Origin of the sequence: Variovorax paradoxus (genome assembly GCA_016806145.1) — a bacterium.
Classification (GTDB): Bacteria; Pseudomonadota; Gammaproteobacteria; order Burkholderiales; family Burkholderiaceae_C; genus Variovorax.
In genome coordinates, this window is record CP063167.1 from 1,680,129 (window position 1) to 1,705,643 (window position 25,515).

The window sequence follows — 25,515 nt, forward strand, 5'->3', positions numbered from 1 at the left end:
GATCCGCATGAAGCTCGATCCTCACAACTGGCCGATCGCGCTGTGGTCGGTCGTCGGCCTGCTCGCCTTCTGCCTGCTGCCCTGGTATGCCTTGCCCGATGGCCTCGCGGGGTTGCAGGGCGTGGGCGAACTGCTCGCGGGCCATGACAGTTCCTCGGCGCCCGCGCAGGTGCTGCTGCATCGCCGGCCCTGGCTCGTGCTTGCCGCCTGGCCGCTGGTCGCCGGCCTGCTGGCGATGCGGATGGCGCCCGGTGTCGCGCAGGGACGGCTGCTGGCCGGTTGCGGCGCGCTGGGCGTGGTGGGCGTGCTGCTGCAGGGCTTCGCCATCGGCCTGCCCGCCGCCGACCCGGCGCCGGGCCTGTTCGCGGCCGCGGCCGCCGCCGGCCAGCCCGGCTTCGGCTGGGGCGCGATGCTCGTGCTGTGCGCGCTTCTGATGCTGACCGCGTTCGGCGCGGCGCGCACGGGTGCGTTCCGCGGCGACCTGTTCGTCGCGGCGGCCGTGGTGGGCGCGGGCAGCCTGCTGCTGGCCTTCGTCGCGCTGCCGGTGTTCCGCTCGCTGGCCGGCGCCTTCCTCGACGATGCCGGCCAGTTCAGCGCCGGCGCCTGGTTCGCGCGCATCGCGAGCGAAAGGATCTGGGGCGTCGGCTGCCTGCATTCGGCGCGCAGCTGCGGCGTTGCCTGGAACACGCTGGCACTGGCCACGCTGACCGGGCTCACGACCACGGTGCTCGGCACGCTGCTCGCGCTGGTCGAGAACCGCAGTGCCTCGCGGATCCGGCATGCGCTGCGCTTCCTCGCGCCGCTGCCGATCATCACGCCGCCTTTCGTGGTGGGGCTCGGCCTGATCCTGCTGTTCGGGCGGGCGGGGCTGGTCAACCAGTTGATCGAATGGGCCTTCGGCATCGAACCCACGCGCTGGTTCTACGGCTGGTTCGGCGTCTGGCTCGCGCAGCTGTTCGCCTTCACGCCGATTGCCTTCCTCATCGTTCGCGGCGTGATCGAGGGGATCAGCCCGTCGCTCGAGGAGGCCTCGCAGACGCTGCGCGCCGATGCCTGGCGGACCTTCCGCCACGTCACCTTCCCGCTGATGCTGCCGGGCCTGACGAACGCCTTCCTGGTCGGCTTCATCGAGAGCATCGCCGACTTCGGCAACCCGATCATCGTGGGCGGGCAGTTCTCGGTGCTGTCCACGGAGATCTTCTTCGCGATCGTCGGCGCGCAGTTCGACCAGGGCCGGGCGGCCGCGCTCGCGCTGATCCTGACCGTGTTCGCATTGGGGGTCTTCGCGGTGCAGCGCGGGATCCTGGGCCGCAAGAACTTCACCACCGTCTCGGGCAAGGGCGACGCGGGGCTCTCGATGCGCCTGCCCGACGGGCTGCGCCGCGCCGCGCTGTGCGTGGTCGTGCCATGGCTGGTCTTCACGCTGGTGGTCTATGTGTTCGCCTTCTGCGGCGGCTTCGTGCAGACCTGGGGCCGGAACTACACGCCCACGCTGGCGCACTTCCGCACGGCCTTCTCGGTGGTGGTGGAGGGGGGCGTCGTGCAATGGGCCGGCGTGGCCTGGGACTCGCTCTTCACGACGGTGCGCCTGGCGGCCGTGGCGGCGCCGCTCACCGCGGGGCTGGGCCTCCTGATCGCCTGGCTGCTGGCGCGCGTGCAGTTCCGCGGGCAGGGCGCGTTCGAGTTCTCCGCGCTCATGGCCTTCGCGATCCCGGGCACGGTGCTGGGCGTGAGCTACGTGCTGGCCTTCAACGCTCCGCCGCTCGAGATGACGGGCACCGGGCTGATCATCGTGCTGTGCTTCATCTTCCGGAACCTGCCGGTGGGCGTGCGCGCGGGCTCGGCGGCCTTCAAGCAGCTCGACAAGTCGCTCGACGAGGCCTCGCTGATGCTGCGCGCCTCGACCGCGCGCACGCTCTGGTCGGTCACGCTGCCGCTGCTGAAGCCGGCGCTCGCGGCTTCGCTGATCTACAGTTTCGTGCGTTCCATGACCACCGTGTCGGCGGTGATCTTCCTCGTCACGGCGCAGACCGAGCTGGCCACCACCTTCATCATCGGCCGCGTCGGCCAGGGCGACTACGGCGTGGCGCTCGCATACAGCACCGCGCTGATCGTGCTGATGGCAGTGGTCACCGGCCTCGTGCAGTGGCGCGTCGGCGACCGCAGGCTGGGCCGCAGGGCCGTGGCGGCCCGGCGCCCGGACACCGGGGCGGCCGACGCGCGGCATGCGCCGGCGGCCACCTGAAGCATCTCAATCGGAGAAGAACATGTACGGCATCGAATTCAGGAACGTGTCCAAGAGCTACGGCAGCGGCGCCCAGGCGCCCATGGTCGTGAAGGACATCAGCTTCGGCGTGCCCCGGGGCACGCTCACCACCATCCTCGGCCCGTCGGGCTGCGGCAAGACCACGACCCTGCGCATGATCGCGGGGCTCGAGACGCCGAGCGCGGGGCGCATCTTCATCGACGGCGTGGACGTCACGACCCTCGGCGCGGCGCAGCGCAACGTCAGCCTGGTGTTCCAGAGCTATGCGCTGTTCCCGCACATGAGCGTCATCGAGAACGTTTCGTATGGGTTGCGCATGTCGGGCTTCGCGAAGGCGCAGGCGCGCGAGAAGGCCGCGCTGATGCTCGAGACCGTGGGCCTGAAGGGCATGAACGAACGCATGCCCAGCGAATTGTCGGGCGGGCAGCAGCAGCGCGTGGCGCTGGCGCGCGCGCTGGCGCTGGAACCGGCGGTGCTGCTGTTCGACGAGCCGCTGTCGAACCTCGACGCGCGGCTGCGCCGCTCCATGCGCGAGGAGATCCGCGCGCTGCAGCAGCGGCTGTCGCTCACGGTGGCCTACGTCACGCACGACCAGAGCGAGGCGCTGGCGGTCAGCGACCACATCATCGTGATGGACCAGGGTTCGATCGCCCAGCGCGGCGCGCCGCACGAGCTCTACGAGTCGCCGCAGTCGGAATTCGTCGCGGGCTTCATGGGCGAGGCGATGCTGTTCGACGGCGTCTGCGACGCGCGGCGTCAGGTGCTGCTGGGCACGCTCGGCGTGACGGCGCCGGAAGGCATCGGCGCGGGGCCGGTGAAGGTCGCGGTGCGGCCCGAGGCATGGATCATCCGGCCGGTTTCGAACGACGGCCTCGCGGCGCGCGTGCTCAAGAGGACCTATGTCGGCAGCACCGTGGAATACACCTTCTCGAGCGGGCTCGGAGAGATCTTCGTCGTCTCGCCCGAGGTCAGGCAGTCGCTGATGCCCGGCGCACCCGTGAGCCTGCACCTGGCGGACCACGGCGTTTCCATCGTGGCCGCGGCAACTTAGGGTCTCGCCGTTTCCCGCGCCGGCGCAACCATGTTGCGGCAGGCGATCAGATACGCCTGCTCCGTGCTCTGGATGTGCTCGCGCAGGATCGCCTGCGCGCGCGCCGCGTCGTTGGCGCGGATCGCGTCGACCACCACGCGGTGGTTGTCCTGGCAGTGCGTGACCTGGCTGTTCTCGGCCGGCAGCCGGTAGCGCAGGGCCGTGAGCTGCGCCGCCACCAGGGTGTACGCGGACTGGATGTAGCCGTTGGCGCAGCTCTCGATGATGGCGTTGTGGAACTCGGTGTCCAGGCGCGGGAACTCGTCGTGCTGCTGCTTCGAGAAGGCGGCGGCCATGTTGTCCAGGCATTGCTCGAGCGCCTGGATCAGCGCCTCGGGCCGGTGCTCCATGCCATCGGCCAGCGCCTCGCATTCGATCATCGAGCGGAAGCGGCAGATGTTCGCGACCTCGGCCTCGCCGAGCTGGAACACGAAGGTCCCGCGCTGCGGATGGACCTCGACCAGCCCTTCCATCTTGAGGTGCAGCAGCGCCTCGCGCACCGGCGTCTTGCTGATCCCCAGCGTGGCCGCCAGCACCGACTCCGACAACGCCTCCCCGAACCCCAGTTCGCCCCGGACGATGGCGGCGCGGATCTGATCGATCGCGAGTTCGGTGAGCGATTTGGGCCGCTCGACCTTGACGGAGAGGGCGGATTGACGGGGCGGGGCCATGCGCGATCCTAACAGGAGCGGACCTCGGGAAATACCGGATCTGATCTCTGGCGTTCCATATCTGGCATCTGATATATTTGTTGCTACAGAACAGGAGACAAGATGAATGCAGCAATGGACCGGCTCTACCGGTGGTTCGAGCACGCGCTCGTGGGCGGACTGGCCGTGATGTCGCTGATGGTGTTTGCCAACGTGGTGCTGCGCTATGTGTTCGACACCGGCATCACCTTCACCGAGGAGGTGTCGCGCATGCTGTTCGTCTGGCTGACCTTCATCGGCTCCATCGTCGCGCTGCGCCAGGGCACGCACCTGGGCATGGACACGGTGGTCAGCCGGCTGCCGCATGCGGGCAAGCTGGCCTTCTTCGTCCTGAGCCACCTGCTGATGCTGGGCTGCATCGCGATGCTGTGGCTGGGCTGCTGGGAGCAGACCCGCGTCAACCTCGACAACCACGCGCCGGTCTCGGGCATCCCGGTGGCGGCGGTCTACTCGGTCGGGCTGGTCGCCGCGGTGCTGATGGGCATCACCCTGCTCGCCAACCTCTGGCAGGCACTGCGCGGCGACCTCAGCGACGCGCAGCTGGTGACGGTGCGCGAGAGCGAAGACCGCGCCGCCGACTGAGACCCGCGACGGAGGCCACCCAATGACCGTTTTCACCTTCATCGCATCGCTGCTCGGCGCCATGACGCTGGGCATGCCGATCGCATTCGCCCTCATGGTCTGCGGCGTCGCGCTGATGCTGCAGATGAACAGCTTCGACGTGCAGATCCTGGCGCAGAAGCTGGTCGACGGCGCCGACAACTACCTGCTGATGTCGGTTCCGTTCTTCCTGCTGGCCGGCGAGATCATGAACCTCGGCGGCCTGTCGCGGCGCATCGTCGATGCCGCGATGGCCGTCATCGGCCACATCCGCGGCGGCCTGGGCTACGTGGCGGTGCTCACGGCGCTGGTGCTGGCCAGCGTCTCGGGCTCGGCCATCGCCGACACCGCGGCGGTGGCGGTGCTGCTGATCCCGATGATGCGCAATGCCGGCTACGACGTGGGCCGCTCGAGCGGGCTGATCGCCGCGGCCGGCATCATCGCGCCGGTGATCCCGCCCTCGATCGGCTTCGTGGTGTTCGGGGTGGCAGCGGGCCTGTCGATCACCAAGCTGTTCATGGCCGGCATCGTGCCGGGCCTGATGATGGGCGCCTCGCTGATCGTCACCTGGTGGTGGCTCTCGCGCCGCGGCACGGTGCAGCCGGCGCCGCGCCGCAGCCTGCCCGAGATCGGCGTGGCGGTGCTGCGCAGCCTGTGGGCGCTGGGGCTGCCGGTGATCATCATCTTCGGCCTCAAGCTCGGCGTGTTCACGCCCACCGAAGCCGGCGTGGTGGCCGCGGCCTATGCGCTGTTCGTGAGCACCGTGGTCTACCGCGCGCTCTCGCTGCGCGACCTCTACCGCGCGCTGCTGAGCGCGGCCATGACCTCGGCCATCATCATGTTCCTGGTGGCGGCCTCGCTGGTGTCGGCTTGGCTCATCACGGTGGCCAACATCCCCGACCAGATCGTGGCGCTGGCGCAGCCCTTCATCGAGCACAAGACGCTGTTGATGCTGGTGCTGATGGCGGTGGTCGTGCTGGTGGGCACCGCGCTCGACTTCACGCCCACCATCCTGATCCTCACGCCGGTGCTGATGCCGATCATCAAGGAGGCCGGCATCGACCCGATCTACTTCGGCGTGCTGTTCATCATCAACAACGCCATCGGCATGGTGACGCCGCCCGTGGGCACGGTGCTCAACGTGGTGGCCGGCGTGGCGCGCATCCGCATGGACGACGCGATCCGCGGCGTCATGCCCTTCATGGCGGCGCAACTCGTCGTGCTGCTGCTGCTGATCCTGTTCCCCGCGCTGGTCCTCGTGCCCGCCACCTGGTTCCGCTGACACCGTTCATTCATCCAACAAGGAGACAACAAGCATGCTCAAGAAGATCATCGTCGCGCTCGCGGCCACCGCGGCGCTCGGCCTGGCCCATGCGCAGGCCGGCAAGTTCGGCTACGGCGCCAGCGACGACAACTCGCAGGGCTTGGCGGCCAAGCGCTTTTCCGAACTGGTGAAGACGCGCACCGGCGGCCGCATCAACGTCAACACCTACGGCAGCGGCAAGCTCGGCACCGACGCGCAGATGCAGTCGGCGCTGCAGGGCGGCGTGCAGGAGCTGATGGTCGGCCCGACCTCGGGCCTGGTCGGCGTGGCCAAGGAATACGCGCTGCTCGACCTGCCGTTCCTGGTCTCCACCTTCAAGGAGGCCGACTCGCTGCTCGACGGCCCGGTCGGCCAGTCGCTGTTCCAGAAGCTCGAGGCCCATGGCCTGGTGGGGCTGGCCTACTGGGAGAACGGCTTTCGCCATCTCACCAATTCGCGCCGCCCGGTCAACAGGCTCGAGGACATCGCGGGCCTGAAGATCCGCGTGATCCCGAACCCGGTCTACATCGAGACCTTCAAGGCGCTCGGCGCGAACCCGCTGCCGCTGCCCTACACCGAGCTCTACGGCGCGCTCGAGACCAAGTCGGTCGATGCGCAGGAGAACGGCCTGGGCCTGATCGAGTCGGGCAAGTTCTACGAAGTGCAGAAATACCTGACCCTGAGCGCCCACAGCTACACGCCCTACATCGTGCTGGCGAGCAGGAAGTGGTTCGACAAGCTCTCGGAGGCCGACCGCGATGTGGTGCGCAAGGCGGCGGTCGATGCCGGCACCTACCAGCGCCAGATCAACCGCGAGGAGACGCGCAAGCTGGTCGACCAGATGAAGAAGCACGGCCTGCAGGTGGTCGACCTGCCGGCCGCCGAGGCCAACCGCATGCGCGAGAAGGTCAAGCCCGTGCACGAGAAGTTCACCGAGCAGATCGGCGCCGCGCTGATGAAGCAGGCGCGCGAGGAGATCGCCAAGGCCGCGCAGTGAGCGCCTGAACCCCCGATTCGTTTTTATCGCCGCCCTCCGCGAGGAGGGCGGGCGGGAGCCTGCCCGCCGTTTTCCGTCTTCCAGCCCATTGCACACTTACAAGGAGAGAGATCCATGGACACCCAGCAACTGATCGCCGCCTTCGAGAAGGTCGCGACCGCCTCGGTCGCCGATGCCGTCGACAAGGTCACCGGCAAGCGCGGCTACCTCGACCACGAGATCAAGCCGCGCATCAACGACAGGCGCGTGGTCGGCCCGGCCGCCACCGTGATCGAGGTGCCGACCGACGAATTCGTGCCGCCGCAGCATGCGCTCGACCTGATCGACGAGGCGCCCGAGGGCAGCGTGATCTGCATCGGCATCGGCGGCGAGAGCGACGTCGCCGTCTGGGGCGGCCTGATGACCGCGGGCGCCTTCGCCAACCGCCATGCGGGCGCGCTGCTCGACGGCGGCGTGCGCGACATCGCCGAGATCCGCCGCGACTACGACTTCCCGGTGTTCGCGCGCAGCGTCTCGCCGGGCACCACGCTCGGCCGCCACAAGACCCTGAGCTCGGGCGTGCCGACCATGATCGGCGGCGTGATGGTGCACCCGGGCGACATCGTGGTGGCCGACATCGACGGCGTGGTGATCGTGCCGCTCGCCCATGCCGAGGCCGTGCTCGCGATGGCGCAGGAGATCGACCAGCGCGAGCTCGAGCAGGCCAAGCTGATCGTGGCGGAGCGCTCGCTGCGCAAGGGGCTGGCGAAATATGGCCGCATCTGAAGCCACGGGAGCGATGGAGATCGTCGCGCTCGGCGAGCCGATGGTGGAGTTCAACCAGGTCCGTCCCGGCGAGCCCAGCTACCTGCAGGGCTTCGGCGGCGACACCTCGAACGCCATCATCGCCGCCGCCCGGCAGGGCGCGCGCACCGCCTACCTCACGCGCGTGGGCAGCGACACCTGGGGCGACGCGCTGATGGCCCTGTGGCGCGCCGAGGGCGTGGCCACCGACGGCGTGGCGCGCGATGCGCAGGCACCGACCGCGGTGTACTTCGTCACGCACGACGGCGACGGCCATGCCTTCAGCTACCTGCGCGCCGGCAGCGCCGCCAGCCGCATGGTGCCGGCCGAGCTGCCGCGCGGCACCATCGAGGGCGCGCGCTTCCTTCATGTGTCGGGCATCAGCCAGGCGATCAGCGCGAGCGCCTGCGACACCGTGTTCGAAGCCATCGCCATCGCGCGCGCCAAGGGCGTGCAGGTCAGCTACGACGCCAACCTGCGGCTCAAGCTCTGGCCGCTGGCGCGCGCCCGCGCCGTGATCCGCGAGACCGTGGGCCTGTCGGACCTGTTCCTGCCGAGCATCGAGGATGCGCAGCAGTTCACCGGCCTCGACGGCGAAGACGCCATCCTCGACTGGTGCTTCGAGGCCGGCGCGCGCACCGTCGTGCTGAAGCTCGGCAAGGCCGGTGCCGTGCTGGCCACGCCGTCGTCGCGCGAACGCATCGCGGGCCATGCGGTACAGGCGGTCGATGCCACCGGCGCCGGCGACTGCTTCGCGGGCTCGCTGCTCGCGCGGCTGGCCGCGGGCGACGCGATCGCGCAGGCGGTGCGCTATGCCAATGCGGCGGCCGCGCTCACGACCACGGGTTTCGGCGCGGTGGCGCCGATACCGCGGCCACAGGATGTGCGGGGCTTGCTCGCGCGCGCGGCCTAGCGGCCGCGCCGCTCAGCCGGCACGCGAGGCTTCCAGCGCCTGCCGCAGGTCCCCGAGGATGTCCTCGATCCCCTCCAGCCCGATCGACAGCCGGATCAGGCTGTCGCCGATCATGTGCTGTGCGCGCTCCTCGCTCGTGTAGGTCGCGTGCGTCATGCTCGCGGGATGCTGGGCCAGGCTCTCGGCATCGCCGAGGCTGACGGCGCGCGTCACCAGGCGCAGCGCGTCGATGAAGCGCCGTCCGGCATCGAGTCCGCCATGGATGTCGAACGCGATCACCGCGCCCGGTTGCGACATCTGCCGCCGTGCCAGTTCGTACTGGGGATGCGAAGGCAGTCCCGGGAACTTCACGCGCGCCACCTCGGGCCTGGCTTCGAGGAACTCCGCGACGCGTTGCGCGTTCGCGCAATGCCTGTCCATGCGCACCGGCAGCGTCTTCAGGCCGCGCAGGATCAGGTAGGCATCCATCGGCGACATGCAGGCGCCGGTCAGCTCCTTGATGCCCACGAAGCGTAGCGTCGACATCAAGGCCCTGGTGCCGACCAGCGCGCCCGCGATCACGTCGCCATGGCCGTTGATGTACTTGGTGAGCGAATGCACCACCACATCGGCGCCAAGCTTCAGCGGCTGCTGCAGGTAGGGCGTGCAATAGGTGCTGTCGACCGCGACCAGCGCCGTGCTGTGCGCATGGACCGTCTCCGACACCGCCGCGATGTCGACGACGCGCATGTGGGGGCTCGCGGGCGTCTCGAACAGCACGAGCTTCGTCCTTGCGTTGAGATGGGCCGCCAGCTCGCTTGGCTGCGTGAAGTCCGCGACGCGCGTGACGATGCCGAAGTCGGGCAGCAGGTGGTGCACGAGGGCATGGGTGCAGCCGTAGAGCGTGAGGTCGACGAGCAGCTCGTCGCCCGGCCTCAGCAAGGTCCACATCAGCGTGCAGATCGCGCCCATGCCGGACCCGAAGGCGAGCGCGGCTTCGGCGCCCTCGAGCGATGCGAGTCGCTCCTCGAGCAGCTGCACGGTCGGGTTGGTGATCCGCGTGTAGATCATGCCCGGCTCCTCCTGCGCGAAGCGCGCGGCGCCCTGCTCGGCCGAGTCGAAGGCGAAGGTCGACGACCAGAAGATCGGCGGGTTCAGCGCGCCCTGGTGCGCCGAGGCGTCGTAGCCCGCATGGATGGCGCGGGTCGCGAGGGAGAGGGAGGGGGATTGCATTGCTGGATTCGATCCTGGGTTGGATCGCGCGGGATGCGCGACGGGGCCTTCAGCAATGTGCCGCGAACGAGCCGGCGGAATATCGAGTTCTTTGCATCGCGCGCGGCCATTGATGCGGATCGGGCATCGAGGCGCGCCGCTGGCTTCACCGCGGTGGGGCAGGGGCGTGGAGCTCGAGCCAGTGCGCATGCGCCGGGCCATACAAGGCCGAGGCATTGCTCCAGAAGATCTTCTCGAGATCGCCGTCGCTCAGCTGCGATTGCGCGATGGTCTGCTTCGCGTTGTCGTGCACGCTGCCCGGGTCGCGCAGGAACTGCCAGGCCGGCGACCAGTCGCTGCCGTAGAGCACGCGGCCGGCGCCGAGCTTGCCGATGAAGGTCCTCAGGTGCTCGACCGTGGTGTCGGTGGTGTCGACATGGATGTTCTGGTTGCGGATCGCCACGCTGAGCGTGCTGTCGAAGTAGCGCTGGAGCCCCCGGCCCATCTTCGTCAGCACGATGGGCGTGCGGGGATACCGGTAGGCGACTTCGTCGACCCAGATCGGGTCGCCGTACACCAGGCCGCCCGGCGACTGCGTCCAGGCCGTCGGAATCTGCACCGACATCCCGTGCCGCTCGACCACCTGCATCAGCGGTTCCAGGTCGTCGGCGATCTCCTCGGGATGCAGGCGGTTCGTGACGCGCCGCACGTACAGCTCCCCCACCGCGCGCATGCCCAGCGCCACGCATCGCTCGAGCTCGGCCGCCACCGCTTCGGGGGCGAGGGTGCGTATCGGCTGCCGCGGCGGATCCGCGCTGGTCGGCCAGGGCGTGGGCACGGCCAGGGGAACCAGCCGCGCGGGATGGTTGCGCGCGATCGCCGCCACCAGGTCGTTCGAGATGCCGGGGCGTGCCTGCACGCACGAGATGTCGATGCCGTTCTCGTCCATGGCCTGCAGCAGCCGCGCGCCGTTGTCCTCGGGCGCCTGCGTGGCGATGGCCGCGTAGCGCTCGGGATGCCGGGTGCGGAAGGACGCGACGTCGGCGCGGGTGCGCAGGTATTCGCCCGATGCCTCGAGGGCCGGGAAAGTGCCGACGTGGACGTGCATGTCGATGGTCTTCATCGGTCTGCCTCCTTCGATGACGCGCTCAGCGCGCGTCCGTGGGCTTCCACACGATGTGGCGCACCTCGACGCGCTTCGGAACGATCGCGAGTTCGGCGAGCCGGTCGGCCAGCTCCTGCTGCTGCTGGGTGACCGCGTCGTCCATGTACTTGATCGCGAAGGTGCCGCGGCCGACCACCGTGCGCTCGATGTCGAGCGGAATGCCGGTCTGGTCCGTCAGAAGCTGCGCGAGCTGCGGACGGTTGTCCTCGGCCCAGCGCCCGACCTCGCTCAGCCGGTCGACGATGCGCTTGAGCAGGGCGGGGTTCCTGAGCGAGAACTCCTTGTTGGCCAGCAGGAAGTTGTTGGAATGGACCACGCGCACGTCCTTCGTCAGCACCTGCGCGCCGTGCACCTTCTCGCCGATGGCGAGGAACGGATCCCAGACCACCCAGGCATCGAGTTCGGCCTTGCCGAACGCCGCCGTGGCGTCGGCCGGCGCGAGGTAGGAGATCTTCACGTCGGCGGGCCGCAGGCCGGCCTTGTCGAGCGCGGCGAGCAGGAAGTGATGGCCGCTGGTTCCCTTGGCGACGCCGATCCGCTTGCCCTTGAGATCTTCCAGCTTCGCGATGCCGGCGCCGTTGCGCACCAGGATGCCTTCGCTGTTGAGGCCGGCCGGCTGGCTCGCGACGTACAGCAGGTTCTCGCGCGCGGCCTGCGCGAAGATCGGCGGCGCGCTGCCCGCGGAGCCGAAGTCGAGCTTGTCGCTGTTGAGGGCCTCGAGCACCGGGATGCCGGTCGCGAACTCATACCACTTGATGGCGATGCCGTCGCGCTTGAACTCTTCCTCGAGCACGCCGCGCTGCTTGGCGATCGCCAGGATGCCGCCCTTCTGCAGCGCCACGCGGATCTCCTTCGCGGTTTGTGCGTGTGTCGCGAAGCAAAGGCCCGACAACAACAAGGCCGTGGACACGGCGGCGACGAAGCGTTTTCTACCCAGCATCGAGAAATCTCCAGAAACGATCGATGCTAGGGAAAGGCAGGGCATCCATGCACCGCATTTCCTCGATCGATAGTTGCCGATCGCATATGCGTACGGGTCCGCGGTGGCTCCGGCGAACGCGACGAAGGCCGGCGTCGCGGGCAGCGAAAAGTAGAATGCCTGCGCCCTCCCTCCTCACCCGACAACCGTAGCAACCACCGTGGATCGCGCGCACCTGATGACCGTGTTCCTCACGGTGGCCGAAGCGCGGAACTTCGCTGCCGCGGCGCGACGCCTGGGGATGTCGGCGCCCGCCGTCACGCGCGCGATCGCCAGCCTCGAGGAACACCTGGGCGTGAAGCTGATCCTGCGCACCACGCGCAGCGTGAGGCTCACGGATGTCGGGCATCGCTACCTGGAGGACGTGCGGGTCATCCTCGCGAAGCTCGCCGACGCGGCCGAGGCGGCGCGCGGCGTGAACAGCGCCGTGCAGGGGCATCTCAACATCACCGCGCCCGCGCTGTTCGGCATCTCGCACGTGATGCCGTGCATCGATGCCTACCTCGAGCAGTTTCCGCGGATGAGCATCTCGGGCTACTTCCTCGACCGCATCGTGGATCTTCGCGAGGAGGGGATGGATGTCGCGATCCGCATCGGCTTTCTTCCCGACGCCGGCCTCGAGGCGATCCGCGTGGGACAGGTCCGGCGCGTTCTCTGCGCCTCGCCGGGCTACCTGAAGGCGCATGGCACGCCGCGCGATCCCTCGGAGCTCGAGCGGCATGCGGTCGTGATGGCCGCGCCGCTGTCGCCCGGCAACGAATGGAAGTTCAGGTCCGACGGCACGCGCCTCGCGCTTCGCCTCGCGCCCCGGCTGATCGTCGGCACCAACGATGCGGCCGTCGAGGCCGCCGTGCTCGGCAGCGGCATCACGCAGCTTCTGTCCTACCAGGTCGCCGCGCACCTCGATGCGGGTCGCCTGGAGATCGTGCTGCCGGACCACGAGGAGCCGCCCTGGCCGATCCATGTGGTCTACGAGAAGGAGCGCGGCGAATCGCCGCGCGCCCGCGCGTTCATCGACCTGCTGGTGCGCCGACTGCGCGGCAGCAAGGCACTCGACTGAGGCGCGACGGGCCTCATGCCCGCAGCGCCAGCACTTCGCCCGCCTCGGCCCAGGACACGCACAGGCACAGCGAATGCGTGCGCTGCTGCGGGGTCAGGCAGTTGTCACGGTGGATCGGCGTGCCGCCGCTGTAGCTCACGATGCAGGCACCGCATTCGCCGCGCCGGCAGTCCGAGGAAATCCAGGCGCCCGCGGCTTCGACCGCATCGAGCAAGGTGGTGCCTGGCGAGGCTTCGAGTTCGAGGCCCGATTCGGTCAATGCGAGCCGGACCTTCGTGTCGGTGGCGCTCCACCCGGGTCCGAAGCTCTCGAAGTGGATGCGCGACGACGCAATGCCGAGGGCCATGGCCGCGAGGCGTACATCGTCGATGAGCTTCGCCGGGCCGCAGACATGGAAATGCACACCCTCGTCGCGCGCGTGAGGCCGCAGCAGCCCTTGCACATCGATGCGCCGCGGGAACTCTGCTTGCCGCGTCGCATAGAGGAACAGCTGGTCGTGCCCCTCGTCGAGCAGCCGGTCGCGAAAGGCCATCTCCCGGTCGTGCCTGGCCGCATAGTGCAGTTCGTACGAAGCACCGCGCTGCTTCAGCGCCGATGCCATGCCGAGCATCGGCGTGATGCCGATACCGCCGGCGATCAGCACGTGGTGGCTGGCGGCAGGCGCGATGCCGAAAGCATGGATCGGCGTGGACACTTCCACCGTGTCGCCAACGGCCAGCACGTCGTGCAGGAAGCGCGAGCCGCCGCGGCCGCTGTCGTTGCGCTTCACCGCAATCTCATAGCGGTCGAGCGCCCCGGTGTCGGAGACCAGCGAATACTTGCGCAGCAGCTGTTGCCCATCGACTTCGAATCCCAATTCGATGTGCGCGCCGGCATCGAAACGCGGAAGCGGCGCAGCGGCGGGATCCTGCAATCGGATCAGGCGCACGCCGTCCGCCAGCGGCTCGGCCCGGGTCACGGTGAGGCGCATGCTCAGTTCACCTCAGGCAAGAAGGGCGAGAACTCGATGAACTTCGTCCGCAGCGTGGCCGGCAGCTCGCTCTCGATCCACTGTGAGGGCCTGAACTCCCAGAACCGGCCGGTGCCACCCGTCAGGCCCTGCGGGTCGGCCTGGTTCCACATCATCTCGACCGTGCCGGCCAGCTGCAGCACGCGGCGCCGCTCGTAGTCGGGAAAGGCCAGGCCCGCTTGCGGGTTCAGCAGGAAATTCCCGAAGCTGTTGAACATGCTGTTGCCGTTGTAGTCGGGAATCCTCAGCACGCCGTCGCCCGCATGCCGCACGAAGCCGCGCGGTCCCCCGCGGTGCGAGCAGTCCGCGCCGCGCGTGGCATGCGCCGATGCGAGGAAGAAGGTGTCGGCGTCCGCGATCAGTTCGAGTTGCGCCGGACCCAGTTCATGGCCCCGGCTGGAGGTCGAGGAGGGCGGCGCCTCGCCCGCGTCCGCGAGCACGATCTCGCGCCGGTGGATGTAGCGCGGACAGATGGGAAAGGACTTGGTCACCTGCACCTTGAGCCGCTCGCCCTCCAGATGGGCCTGGCCGTTGATCTTCAGCCGGCGCCGGCTCTGCAGTTCCAGCAGCAGCAGGCCGATGCGCGCGTCGTGCCGGATGTTCTCCCAGAACGGGTCCGCCTCGAGTTTCGCGACCTGGCCCAGGTCGACCGACAGCATGGCCGCGTCTTCGCTGGGGGCCAGGAAGCCGGGCTCGCCGAGCAGGATGGAGGCCCACACCTGTCCGTTCGGATCCAGGCTGGCGGCGTAGGCCGTCTTCTGCTGGCGCACGAAGGGCAGGGCGCCCCGGATGATGGTGCGGCCCACGGTGGCGCCGTTGCGCACGGCGATCTCTCTCTCGCCCGCATTGCGCTGGGCCATCAATTCGCCTTCGTGGAACAGGGTGTCGCTGGTCGTCATGGATCGATGCCTTCGAGAACGGTCATTGGAAAAAAATTGTGCCGATCGACGCGGCGACCGGAAAGCAGACGGACCGCAATTGATAATTGCGCGCGACGCAGGGCGGTCGAGCCAGGACAACGGTGGTGCCATGGATGACATTCATTTGATGACGGTGTTCGTCGCCGTCGGCGAGGAACAAAGCCTGGCCGGCGGCGCGCGGCGGCTCGACATCTCGGCCGCGGCGGCCATGCGCGCCATCAACCACCTCGAATCGAAGATGGGCGTCGCCTTCTTCCAGCGCAACACCCGGGGGCTGGCACTCACCGAGAGCGGGCAGCGCTATCTCGAGGATTCCCGCGCGGTGCTGCAGCTGGTCGAGCGGGCCGAGGCCTCGGTGATCGGCGCCAACATCGTCGCGCGCGGCCAGTTGCGGATCACCGCGCCGACGGTGTTCGGCCGGCTCTTCATCATTCCGCTGATCAAGGAATACCTGGCGCTCTATCCCGACATGGAGATCTCGGCGATCTTTCTCGACCGCACCGTGAACCTGATCGACGAGGGCTTCGACGTGGCCATCCGCATCGCCGAGCTGCCCGATTCGGGCATGAAGGCACTGAAGGTCGGCCAGGTGCGCAGGCTGAGCTATGCCTCGCCGGCCTACCTCGAGAAGCACGGCGAGCCGGTGCATCCGATGGATCTGCAGAAGCACAGGATCGTCGCGGCCGAGGTGTCGGCCCAGGTGGCGGTCTGGAAATTCAGGGCGAAGGACAGCGCCCTCTCGGTCAAGCTCAAGCCGGTGCTCGAGGTGATCGGCAGCGACGCCGCCATCGATGCGGCCGTGCGCGGCATCGGCATCGTGAACCTGCCGTGCTACCAGGTGGCCGACAAGGTGCGCAGCGGCGAGCTGCGCGCGATCCTGGTCGACTACGCGAGCGGCTCGCTGCCGATTCACCTGCTGCATCGCGAGAGCCGGTTCGGCTCGTCCAGGGTGCGAAGCTTCATCGACCTGGTGGGCCCGAGACTGCGCAAGGAGATCGCCGCGCTCTAGGCGCGGCGATCCTCGCATCGGTCGATCAGAAGGTCAGGACGGTGAAGCCATCGGCCGTCAGCGCGCCGATGCTCGGCAGTCCGGAAGTGCCCGGCACGTCGTTGCCGGTCAGCAGTTCGAAGCCGTTCTTGATGGCGTCCTCGCGCGCACCGAAGACGTCGGCGCAGCCGCAGGAAACGCCCGCGACCTTGTCCTCGACGGCCTTGTAGAGCCCATGCACCGGATGGTCGGCATTGCCGACCACGCCGGCCCAGCGCGTGCCGGTGCCCTGGAAATAGATCGCGACTTCGACGTTGCGCTGCTTGAAGTCGTAGGCGGTCGCGAGCGCATTGAACAGGCGCCCCAGGGCTTCTTCTCCGGCCTTGGGATCGGAGAAGACGAAGATGGCGAATTTCATGGAGAGACCTCGAATCGGTTGCATTGAATTGAAAGAACAGCCCTGACTCGGACTGGCGAAGGGAATCTTAGGTTTGACGGATCGATTCGATGCATCGGCGCACGCAACTCACAATTGCGCCGCGCGTCGCACCCGGCGCGGTGTTCCTGCGTAGAGTCCTTCGTGCACCGGTGCGTCTCGCGATGCGGTGCCACCACTCTTCCCATGGACCGCCAAAGACCTCTATCGATCGGACCCCTGCGCGCCTTCGCCGCGGTCGCGCGGCATCTCAACTTCAATGCCGCGGCGGCCGAACTCCATCTGACGCAATCGGCCGTCAGCCGCAAGATCCAGGCACTCGAGAGCGACATCGGCGCGACCTTGCTGGCGCGCAGCACGCGCTCGGTCGAGCTCAGTGCCGAGGGCCGGGTGCTGGTCAAGGCGCTGTTCCCGATGCTCGACCGCCTCGACGAGGCCGTGCGCCAGATCCGCTCGCCGAGCGCCAAGGCGCGCGTCACCGTCAGCACCTTCGCCTCGTTCACCTCGCTGTGGCTGTTGCCGAGGCTCGAGCAGTTCCAGCGCGAGAACACCGAGATCGACATCCGTGTCTCGTCGAGCGATGCGATGGCGCCGATCGAGAGTCCCGACACGGACGTGTTCCTGCGCTACTGCGCGCCCAAGTTCGCGCCCGCCGGTGCCACGCGGCTGTTCAACGAGTCGCTGACGCCGGTCATGAGCGCGGCCTTCGCGCGGCAGATCGAGCTCGGCGATGCGCCACCGCTCAAGAGCGTCGGCGACCTCGCGCTGCACACGCTGGTCGAGGAGGACGATGCCTATGCCTCGGCCGGCCTCGCGAGCTGGCGGCACTGGCTGCGCATCCACAACCATGCCGAGCTGGAGCCGCGCAACTGGATGCATCTGAACTTCACCTACCAGCAGGTGCAGGCCGCGGTGGCGGGCCATGCGCTGGCGCTGGCGCGGCTGCCGCTGGTGGCCGACCTGCTGCGGCGCAACGAGCTGCACGAGGTGTTCGGCGAGGCGTTCCGCACCGCGGGCCCGGGTGCCTATTGGATGGTCGTCAATCCGAATGCGGTCGGCCGCCCCGAGGTGGACGGCTTCTGCCGCTGGGTCCTGCAGCAGGCCGAGGGCACCCGGGCGTTCCTGGCATGACGGGCGGCGGGGCGGGGCGGGCGATGAACAAGCTGCAGGCGATCGAGGTCTTCGTGCAGGTGGTGGACACGGGCAGCTTCACGCGCGCGGCCGAGAACCTGAAGCTGCCCAAGGCGACGGTCTCGACGCTGATCCAGTCGCTCGAGTCCTCGCTGTCGGCCAGGCTGTTGCACCGCACCACGCGCAAGGTCAGCGTGACCGCCGAAGGCGCGGCCTATCACGAGCGATGCCTGCGCATCCTGTCGGACCTGCGCGAGGCCGACGAGTCGCTGTCGCGCACGCGGCGCAGTCCCTCGGGGCGCCTGCGCGTCGATGCGCCCACGGGCCTGGCCAGCCTGGTGATCATTCCCGCCTTGCCCGAGTTCTTCGCGCGCTATCCCGACATCCATCTGGAACTCGGCTGCAGCGACCGGCCGGTGGACCTGATCGAGGAGGGCGTGGACTGCGCGGTGCGTGGTGGCGCGCTGCGCGACTCGAGCCTGGTCGCGCGTCGCGTCGGAGCGATGCACTACGCCACCTGCGCCTCGCCGGCCTACCTCGAGCGCCATGGCAGGCCTTTGCATCCGGACGACCTGGCGCGGCATCGCTGCGTCAACTACTTCTCCGCGCGCACGGGCGAGATGTTCCACTGGGACTTCACGCGCGGCGGCGAGCGCGTGCAGCTCATGCTGCCCGGGCGGATCGCGCTGAACGACAGCTATGCGTACACGGCCGCGGGACTGTCGGGGCTGGGCATCGTGCAGATGGCGGAGTTCCTGCTGCGGCCCATGATCGAGGACGGCCGTCTCGTGCCCGTGCTCGAGGACTGGAGCAACGACCCGATGCCGATCCACGTGGTGTTTCCGCAGAACCGGCATCTGTCGAACAAGGTGCGGGTGTTCGTGGACTGGGTGGCCGATCTCTTCGCGAGCCACCCGGCCATGCATCAGGGATAGTCCCCGCGCCCCCACTCAAGCGCTCGCGGGGTGGACGAAGTGCGGCCAGCCGCGCATGTGCGCGATGAAGCGTTCGCTCAGGCCGCCCGCGCGCAAATAGTCGGCGGTCACCGGCAGCCTCGGACTGTCGTACAGCGGGTTCTCCATCACCCGCAGCGGAAAGTCGCGCTGCAGGATGCCGGCCCGGCCGACCAGCACGAAGTCGCATCCCTCGTCGAGCAGCTCGGCCGCGCGGCGGGCGCTCATGATCCGGCCCGCCGCTCCTACGCGCACGCCGCGGCGCGGCAGCTCGGTGAAGACGCTGAGCATGGTGCGGCCCCGGAGCGAGCCCTGCTGCACGACCTGGGCCGAATCCCACAGCGCGAGGTCGAGGTAGTCGATCAGCTCGCGCTCGAGGATGTCGGCGGTGACGTCGCGCAGTTCCTCGAGCCGCAGCCCGTAGCGCTCGATCGACAGGCGCCAGCCGATCTGGAACGCGGGACCGCAGGCGCGGCGGATGCCCTCGATCACCTCGATCGTGAGGCGGGCGCGGTTCTCGATGCTGCCGCCATAGCGGTCCGTGCGGTCGTTGAGCAGCGGCGACATGAACTCCGAGAGGATCCAGCCGAAGGCGCCATGCACCGCGACGCCGTCGAAACCCGCGCGCTCGGCGCGTTGCGCGGCCGCGATGAAGCTGTCGCGGATCCGTTCGACCTCCTCGGTCGTCAATGCATCGATGCCAGGCAGGGTGTCGCCGGAGGCCGGCGCCGGAATGCCGCCCAGTCGCGGATTGGCGCGATGGCCCGCGTGGTGCAGCTGCACCGCGGACAGCGCGCCGCCCTCGCGCATCGCGTCGGCCATCTGGCGCAGGCCCGGCAGATGGGCGTCGCTGTGGATGCCCAGCTGCCGTGCGAAGGCGATGCCGCCGGCCTCGACGGTCGTGGCGCAGGTCTGGATCAGGGCGTAGCCGCCGCGCGCGAGCTGCGCGATCCAGTCCTGGTCGAACTCGGAGGCGGCACCGCCGACCTCGCTTTGCTGGTTGGTGAGCGGCGCCAGCATGAAGCGGTTGCGCATCGGCGGGCCGTGCAGCAGGCTGAGCGGCTCGAAGAGTTTCGAATGAGACATGGAATCTTCAGGACGAGGAGGGTGTGGAACGGGCAGGCGCCGCGCTGCCGGTGGCTTCCCAGCCGCCGCCGAGCGCGCGCACGAGGTCGACGCTCGCGCGTGCGCGCGCGCCTTCGGACTGGATCAGCGATTGCCGGTTGCGCAGCCGCGTGCGCTGTGCGTCGACCACCGCCAGGTAGTCGGTGTCGCCTTCGTCGAAGCGCGCCTTCGCGGACCGGGCCACGCGCGCGGCCGACGCATCGGCCTCGCGCTGCTGGGCAATGCGCGCATCGAGGGTGCGCATCGCGACCAGCGCATCCTCGACCTCGCGGAAGGCCTGCAGCACCGTCTTGCGGTAGTGCGCCACGCTCTCCTCGTAGGCGCCGCGGGCGCGGTCGAGCTCGGCTTCGCGGCGTCCGCCGTCGAACAGCGGCAGGCTCAGCATCGTGCCCGCGAGCGGACCCAGCAGGAAGGTGCGCTGCGACCAGTTGGCGAGGTTGCCGAGCGCGGCCGATTCGTAGCCGAGGGAGCCGGTCAGCGCGAGCGAGGGAAAGTACGCGGCCTTCGCCACGCCGATGCGCGCGTTCTCCGCGGCCATGGCGCGCTCGGCGGCCGCGATGTCGGGCCGGCGCTCGAGCAGCGCCGAGGGCAGGCCCGGCGGCAGCTGGACGACGGTGGCTTCCAGCGGCCTCGCGGCGAGCGAGAAGCTCGCCGGCGCCTTGCCGAGCAGGATCGCCAGCGCATGCGATGCCTGCGCGTGCTGCTGCGCCACCGCCAGGTGCTCGGCGCGCGCGGTGAACAGTTCGGTCCTCGCCTGGTCGACGATGTGGCGCGCCACCGCGCCCGCGCCGAGCTGGCGTTCGAGCAGCGCCGCCGCGTCTTCGCGCAAGGCCACGGTATCGGCCAGCAGGCGCAGCTCGCCCTCCAGTTGCCGCAGGCCGAAGTAGGTGCCGGCGACCTCGGCCTGCACCAGCAGCAGCAGCTGGTGCGCCAGGGCGCGTTGCCGCGCCTCGTCGGCCCGCGCGGCGGCGATGCCCGAGGCGACGCGGCCGAAGACGTCGACCTCGTAGGCCACGGAAACCTGGGCGCGCCACAGCGTCTGCGTGCTGCCCGCCGCGCCGTCTCCGCGCCCCGCGGCCGCGCCGGTGCCGCGCTGGCGGGTCGGGCCGAAGCCCGCGTCGATCTCGGGGAAGCGCGCCGACTCGCTGCGCGAGGTCAGCGCGCGCGCCTGCTTCAGCCGTGCCATCGCGATCGCCACGTCGGGATTCGCCCGCAGCGCTTCCTCCTCGAGCTGCACCAGCACGGGGTCGCCGAAGACGCCCCACCAGGGCGAGGGCGCCTGGTGGTCGGCGGGTTCGGCCGGCTTCCAGCGGCCGGGTTCTTCCGCCGGCATCGCGTCGGAAGGCCCACCGGACTGCCGGTAGCTCGCGGGGATGTCGATGCCGGGGCGCTGCGCGGTGGGCGCGAGCGAGCAGGCCGACAGCAGGAAGGCGATGGCTGCCGTCGCCAGCAGCTTCGGTGTGCGGATGACGCGGCTCATGCGCGGCCCTCCGGCTGCATGGGCTCGAGGTGGCGCGCGGCGAGCGCCGGCGCCTCGTGATGCGCCGCGGCGTGCAGCGGCCTGCCCCTGCCGAGCGACCTGACGAGCACGTAGAACAGCGGCGTGAGGAACAGGCCGAACAGCGTGACGCCGATCATCCCGAAGAACACCGAGATGCCCATCGCCTGGCGCATCTCCGCGCCCGCGCCGGTCGACACGACCAGCGGAATGACGCCCATCACGAAGGCGAGCGAGGTCATCAGGATCGGACGCAGCCGCAGGCGGCAGGCCTCGATCACGGCCTTCGCGGTCGACAGGCCCGCCATCTCGAGCTCGCGCGCGAACTCGACGATCAGGATCGCGTTCTTCGACGCCAGCCCGACGAGCACGATCAGCCCGATCTGCGTGAAGATGTTGTTGTCGCCCCGGGTGAGCCACACGCCGAGCAGCGCCGAGAAGATGCTCATCGGGATGATCAGGATGATGGCCAGCGGCAGCGTGAGGCTCTCGTACTGGGCCGCCAGCACCAGGAACACCAGCAGCACGCACAGCGGAAGGATCCAGGCCGCGCTGTTGCCCGCGATGATCTGCTGGTAGGTCAGGTCGGTCCATTCGTAGCTCATGCCCGGCGGCAAGGTCTCGGCCGCGATCCGCTGGATCGCCGCCATCGCCTGGCCCGAGGAATAGCCGGGCGCCGGGCTGCCGTTGACGTCGGCGGCCGTGAAACCGTTGTAGCGCACCACCTGGTCGGGTCCGTAGGTCTGGCTGATCCGCGCCAGCGAGGCGAGCGGAACCATGCGCCCCGACTCGCTGCGCACATGCAGCTGGCCGATGTCGTCGGGCTTCGAGCGGAACCTGGCGTCGGCCTGCATCCGCACCTGGTAGACGCGGCCCAGGAAGTTGAAGTCGTTGACGTAGTAGGCGCCCAGGAAGGACTGCAGCGTGTTGAACACCGCCGGCGTATCGACACCCAGTTGCTGTGCTTTCGCGCGATCGATGTCGACCTTGAGCTGCGGCACGTTGACCGTGTAGGTTGAGTAGATCGCGGCGAGCTCCGGTGCCTCGGAGGCCTTCTTGACGAAGGCCTGGGTCGCCTTGTAGAGCGCCTCGTAGCCCAGGTCCGCGCGGTCCTCGATCTGCAGCTTGAAGCCGCCGAGCGTGCCCAGCCCGTAGACCGGCGGCGGCGGAAACACGCCGGTGTAGGCATGGCCGATGCCGGCGTACTCGCGGCTCAGGTCGGCCACCACCTGCTCGGCGCTGATCCCGGGCCGCTCCTTGAAGGGCTTGAGCAGCACGAAGGTCAGCGCGGTGCTCGGGCTCTTCGTCACGCCGTTGATCGAGAGGCCGCTGTAGCTCGAGGTCCCCATCACGGCGGGATGCTTGAGCGCGATGTCGTTCATCTGCTTCATGGTCGCCTCGGTGCGATCGAGCGTCGATCCCTCGGGCAGTTGCGCCAGGCTGACCAGGTACTCCTTGTCCTGCGCGGGCACGAAGCCGCCCGGCACGTGGCCGGTGAGCCACCATGTCGCGCCCAGCAGCCCCGCATAGACGACGAGCAGCGCGCCCTTGTGCCGCAGCAGGCGGCCGATGCCGCTGCCGTAGCCTTCGGAGGCGCGGTCGAAGCGGCGGTTGAAGCGCGTGAAGAAGCGGCCGAACAGCCGTTGCGTCACCCGGGTCACCGCGTCGGGCGCGTCGCCGTGGCCCTTGAGCAGCAGCGCCGACAGCGCCGGCGACAGCGTCAGCGAATTCACCGCCGAGATCAGGGTGGAGATCGCGATGGTGACCGCGAACTGCTTGTAGAACTCGCCGGTCAGACCGCTGAGGAAGGCCAGCGGCAGGAAGACCGCCGACAGCGTCAGCGCGATGGCGACGATGGGCCCGCTGACCTCGCGCATCGCCTGGTAGGTGGCCTCGCGCGGGCCCAGGCCGCGCGCGATGTTGCGCTCCACGTTCTCGACCACCACGATGGCGTCGTCGACCACGATGCCGATCGCGACCACCAGGCCGAACAGCGACAGCGTGTTGATGGAGTAGCCGGCCAGCAGCAGGAAGCCGAAGGTGCCGACGATCGAGACCGGCACCGCGAGCAGCGGAATGATCGAGGCGCGCCAGGTCTGCAGGAAGAGGAACACCACCAGCACGACCAGCGCCACCGACTCCAGCAGGGTCTCGATCACGGCGTCGATGCCGGACTGGACGGCGCGGCTGGGCTCGTAGACCACGCGGTAGACCACATCCTGCGGGAACTCCTTCTCGAGTTCCTTCATGGCGCTGTGCACCTCGCGCGAGATCTGCAGCGAGTTCGCGCCCGGCGCTTCCTGCACGGCCACCGCGACGGCGGGCGCGTTGTCCAGGGTGGCGCGGATGCCGTAGTCCTCGGCACCCAGTTCCACGCGCGCCACGTCGCCCAGGCGCGTGATCGCGCCGTTGGCGTCGGACTTGATGACGATGCCCTTGAACTCCTCGGGCGACTTGAGGCGCCCGTCGGCGTTGACGTTGAGCTGGAAGGCGGTGTCGGGCGACGCGGGCGAACTGCCGATGGTGCCGACCGCGGCCTGGATGTTCTGGCGCCGGATCGCGGCCGCCACGTCGCTCGCGCCGAGCCCGCGTTCGGCCAGCGCGGCCGGGTCGAGCCACACGCGCATGGCATAGCCGCCCGGGCCCCACACCACCACGTCGCCCACGCCCGCGATGCGGGCCAGCCGGTCCTTCACGTGCAGGATGGCGTAGTTGCTGATGTAGTTGTTGTCGTAGGTCCCGTTCGGCGAGACCATGTGCACGGCGATGGTGATGATCGGCGAGTTCTTGATGGCCGTGACGCCCAGGCGCTGCACGTCCTCCGGCAGCCGCGGCTGGGCCTGCGAGACGCGCGTCTGCACCAGCTGCTGGGCCCGGTCCGGATCGGTGCCGAGCTTGAAGGTCGCCGTCAGGTAGAGGTGGCCGTCGCCGCTGGCCTTGGAGTCCATGTAGAGCATGTCCTCCACGCCGTTGATGGACTGCTCGAGCGGCGCCGCCACCGTCTCGGCGATGGTCTTGGCGTTGGCGCCCGGGTACTGCGCATGCACGACGACCGAGGGCGGAATGACCTGCGGGTATTCCGAGACCGGCATGTGGAAGGCCGCGACGATGCCCGCGAGCAGGATCAGCGCGGACAGCACGCCCGCGAAGATCGGGCGGTCGATGAAGAACTTCGAGATGTTCACGACCGGCCCCCGTCGGCGCCGGGCGCGGACGCGGTCGGCGCATCGGGCGCCGCCGCTGGCTCGGCGGCCTCGGCCGACACCGCGGTGCCCGGCGGCGCGCGGAACGCGCCGTCCACGATCACCTTCGCGCCCGGCGCGACACCGCTGCGCAGCACGCGCTCGCGGCCGTGCAGCGTGCCGAGCTCGACGAAGCGGCGCTCGACCTTGTTCTGCGCGTCGACGACCAGCACGTACTTGCGGTCCTGGTCGGTGCCGACCACGGCATCGTCGACCGTCACGGCCTCGTAGGGCAGGCCGCCCTGCAGCCGGATGCGCGCCTGCAGGCCCGGCAGCATGTCGGGGCCCACGCGGTCGATGCGCGCGCGCACGCGCACCGTGCCCGAGCGGGTGTCCATCTGGTTGTCGAGCGCCTCGATGGCGGCCGCATGGGGAAAGCCGTCGTCGCTCGCGAGGCCGACATCGACCTTCGGCTGCGCGCCCGCGCGCAGCGACGGCGCGATGAGCCGCAGGTAGCTCTGCTCGTCGACGTTGAAGGCGGCGTAGAGCTTGCCGTCGGAAACGATGCGCGTGAGCGGCACCGCATCGCCACCCGCGCCCACCACGTTGCCCGCGGTGATCTCCGCGCGCGAGATGCGGCCCGCGATCGGTGCCCGCACCTGCGTGTAGTCGAGCTGCAGCCGGGCCTGGGCCAGCGAAGCCTGCGCGCCCTTGACCGATGCGGCCGCCGCGCGCGCCGCGTTGTCGAGCGCATCGAATTCCCGGCGCGCGATCGAGTCCGATTCGAGCAGCCGCCGGGCGCGCGCCTGCTCGAGGTCGGCGAGGCGTTGCCGTTCCTCGGCGCCCGCCACGCTGGCCTGCGCCTGCCGCACCTGGACCTCGTAGGGCGCGGGGTCGATGGTGAACAGCAGTTCGCCCTGGCGCACGTGCTGGCCGGGCTTGAAATGCACGGCCAGCAGCGTGCCGGGCACCTTGGGGCGGATGTCCACGAGGTCGACGGCTTCGAGCCGTCCCGTGTAGTCCTGCGAGTCGGACACCGATCGCTGCAGGGCCGGCCGGTACTTGACGGTGGGGGCCGCGGTGGCGGGCGCGGCATGCGCTTCGGAGCCATGCTTCCAAAGAACGCTGCCCGCGCCGGCCACCGCGATCGCGGCCACGATGGCCGCGAGGGGATGCTTCTGGAGGGGATTCATGCGAGTTGCTCGAGAGGGTTGAA

Annotated in this window: 22 protein-coding genes; 11 read left to right on the forward strand and 11 right to left on the reverse strand. The window is 69.3% G+C overall.

The genetic code is table 11. The annotated features are described in order from the left end of the window. Positions 1-7: 7 nt before the first annotated feature. Entirely contained in the window at positions 8-2,245 is a 2,238-nt protein-coding gene (locus INQ48_38890) for an iron ABC transporter permease (GenBank protein QRF61356.1), read from the forward strand. 22 nt (positions 2,246-2,267) lie between these two features. After that, on the forward strand, positions 2,268-3,317 hold the full coding sequence (locus tag INQ48_38895; GenBank protein ID QRF61357.1) for an ABC transporter ATP-binding protein: 1,050 nt from the start codon (positions 2,268-2,270) through the stop codon (positions 3,315-3,317). On the opposite strand, the gene INQ48_38900 is transcribed toward INQ48_38895, so the two are convergent. Further along, the gene (locus INQ48_38900) at positions 3,314-4,027 is read right to left on the reverse strand and encodes a GntR family transcriptional regulator (protein QRF61358.1); all 714 of its coding nucleotides are present in this window, start codon (positions 4,025-4,027) and stop codon (positions 3,314-3,316) included. The two genes, INQ48_38895 and INQ48_38900, sit on opposite strands and share 4 nt — an antisense overlap. 102 nt (positions 4,028-4,129) lie before the next feature. Here INQ48_38900 and INQ48_38905 point away from each other — a divergent pair, with 102 nt between their 5' ends. From INQ48_38905 to INQ48_38925, 5 genes are all read left to right on the forward strand, one after another. Beyond that, positions 4,130-4,648, forward strand: a complete 519-nt coding sequence (locus tag INQ48_38905; protein ID QRF61359.1) for a TRAP transporter small permease — start codon at positions 4,130-4,132, stop codon at positions 4,646-4,648. A gap of 22 nt (positions 4,649-4,670) precedes the next feature. Further along, positions 4,671-5,948, forward strand: coding sequence for a TRAP transporter large permease subunit (locus tag INQ48_38910; GenBank protein QRF61360.1), 1,278 nt, complete (start codon positions 4,671-4,673; stop codon positions 5,946-5,948). 34 nt (positions 5,949-5,982) lie between these two features. Then, positions 5,983-6,966 carry a TRAP transporter substrate-binding protein gene (locus INQ48_38915; protein QRF61361.1) on the forward strand — a complete coding sequence of 328 codons (984 nt, stop codon included), beginning with the start codon at positions 5,983-5,985 and terminating at the stop codon, positions 6,964-6,966. Between the two features lie 114 nt (positions 6,967-7,080). Continuing rightward, a complete protein-coding gene (locus tag INQ48_38920) occupies positions 7,081-7,731 on the forward strand; it encodes an RraA family protein (protein QRF61362.1) in 651 nt (216 codons plus the stop codon). 13 nt (positions 7,732-7,744) lie between these two features. After that, complete coding sequence (locus tag INQ48_38925; protein QRF63160.1) at positions 7,745-8,662, forward strand: sugar kinase; 918 nt, start codon at positions 7,745-7,747, stop codon at positions 8,660-8,662. A gap of 12 nt (positions 8,663-8,674) precedes the next feature. Here INQ48_38925 and INQ48_38930 read toward each other — a convergent pair whose 3' ends face one another. The 3 genes from INQ48_38930 to INQ48_38940 all read right to left on the reverse strand — a co-directional run bounded on the left by INQ48_38930 (position 8,675) and on the right by INQ48_38940 (position 11,859). Further along, entirely contained in the window at positions 8,675-9,874 is a 1,200-nt protein-coding gene (locus INQ48_38930; GenBank protein QRF61363.1) for a PLP-dependent transferase, read from the reverse strand. A gap of 145 nt (positions 9,875-10,019) precedes the next feature. Then, positions 10,020-10,976, reverse strand: coding sequence for an amidohydrolase family protein (locus INQ48_38935; GenBank protein QRF61364.1), 957 nt, complete (start codon positions 10,974-10,976; stop codon positions 10,020-10,022). 25 nt (positions 10,977-11,001) lie between these two features. Then, a complete protein-coding gene (locus tag INQ48_38940; GenBank protein QRF61365.1) occupies positions 11,002-11,859 on the reverse strand; it encodes an aliphatic sulfonate ABC transporter substrate-binding protein in 858 nt (285 codons plus the stop codon). A 298-nt stretch (positions 11,860-12,157) separates the two neighbouring features. Here INQ48_38940 and INQ48_38945 point away from each other — a divergent pair, with 298 nt between their 5' ends. Next, on the forward strand, positions 12,158-13,057 hold the full coding sequence (locus tag INQ48_38945; GenBank protein ID QRF61366.1) for a LysR family transcriptional regulator: 900 nt from the start codon (positions 12,158-12,160) through the stop codon (positions 13,055-13,057). A gap of 13 nt (positions 13,058-13,070) precedes the next feature. Here the strand turns inward: INQ48_38945 and INQ48_38950 are convergent, their stop codons facing one another. After that, positions 13,071-14,027: an oxidoreductase gene (locus INQ48_38950; GenBank protein ID QRF61367.1), complete on the reverse strand. Its 957-nt coding sequence runs from the start codon at positions 14,025-14,027 to the stop codon at positions 13,071-13,073. A gap of 2 nt (positions 14,028-14,029) precedes the next feature. Continuing rightward, positions 14,030-14,965: a pyridoxamine 5'-phosphate oxidase family protein gene (locus INQ48_38955; protein QRF61368.1), complete on the reverse strand. Its 936-nt coding sequence runs from the start codon at positions 14,963-14,965 to the stop codon at positions 14,030-14,032. Between the two features lie 130 nt (positions 14,966-15,095). Here INQ48_38955 and INQ48_38960 point away from each other — a divergent pair, with 130 nt between their 5' ends. Beyond that, positions 15,096-15,995 carry a LysR family transcriptional regulator gene (locus tag INQ48_38960; GenBank protein ID QRF61369.1) on the forward strand — a complete coding sequence of 300 codons (900 nt, stop codon included), beginning with the start codon at positions 15,096-15,098 and terminating at the stop codon, positions 15,993-15,995. 25 nt (positions 15,996-16,020) lie between these two features. On the opposite strand, the gene INQ48_38965 is transcribed toward INQ48_38960, so the two are convergent. After that, entirely contained in the window at positions 16,021-16,392 is a 372-nt protein-coding gene (locus INQ48_38965) for a DsrE family protein (GenBank protein QRF61370.1), read from the reverse strand. Between the two features lie 204 nt (positions 16,393-16,596). On the opposite strand from INQ48_38965, the gene INQ48_38970 reads away from it, so the two are divergent. Further along, a complete protein-coding gene (locus INQ48_38970) occupies positions 16,597-17,541 on the forward strand; it encodes a LysR family transcriptional regulator (GenBank protein QRF61371.1) in 945 nt (314 codons plus the stop codon). Between the two features lie 23 nt (positions 17,542-17,564). Then, positions 17,565-18,476: a LysR family transcriptional regulator gene (locus INQ48_38975; protein ID QRF61372.1), complete on the forward strand. Its 912-nt coding sequence runs from the start codon at positions 17,565-17,567 to the stop codon at positions 18,474-18,476. Positions 18,477-18,491: 15 nt separating this feature from the next. On the opposite strand, the gene INQ48_38980 is transcribed toward INQ48_38975, so the two are convergent. The 4 genes from INQ48_38980 to INQ48_38995 are packed head-to-tail and all read right to left on the reverse strand — an operon-like array spanning position 18,492 to position 25,492. Continuing rightward, on the reverse strand, positions 18,492-19,580 hold the full coding sequence (locus INQ48_38980; GenBank protein QRF61373.1) for an NADH:flavin oxidoreductase: 1,089 nt from the start codon (positions 19,578-19,580) through the stop codon (positions 18,492-18,494). A gap of 7 nt (positions 19,581-19,587) precedes the next feature. After that, complete coding sequence (locus INQ48_38985) at positions 19,588-21,099, reverse strand: efflux transporter outer membrane subunit (protein QRF61374.1); 1,512 nt, start codon at positions 21,097-21,099, stop codon at positions 19,588-19,590. Beyond that, entirely contained in the window at positions 21,096-24,302 is a 3,207-nt protein-coding gene (locus tag INQ48_38990; protein QRF61375.1) for an efflux RND transporter permease subunit, read from the reverse strand. Before INQ48_38990 ends, INQ48_38985 begins: the two co-directional genes overlap by 4 nt. After that, complete coding sequence (locus INQ48_38995; GenBank protein QRF61376.1) at positions 24,299-25,492, reverse strand: efflux RND transporter periplasmic adaptor subunit; 1,194 nt, start codon at positions 25,490-25,492, stop codon at positions 24,299-24,301. Before INQ48_38995 ends, INQ48_38990 begins: the two co-directional genes overlap by 4 nt. Positions 25,493-25,515: the final 23 nt, after the last annotated feature.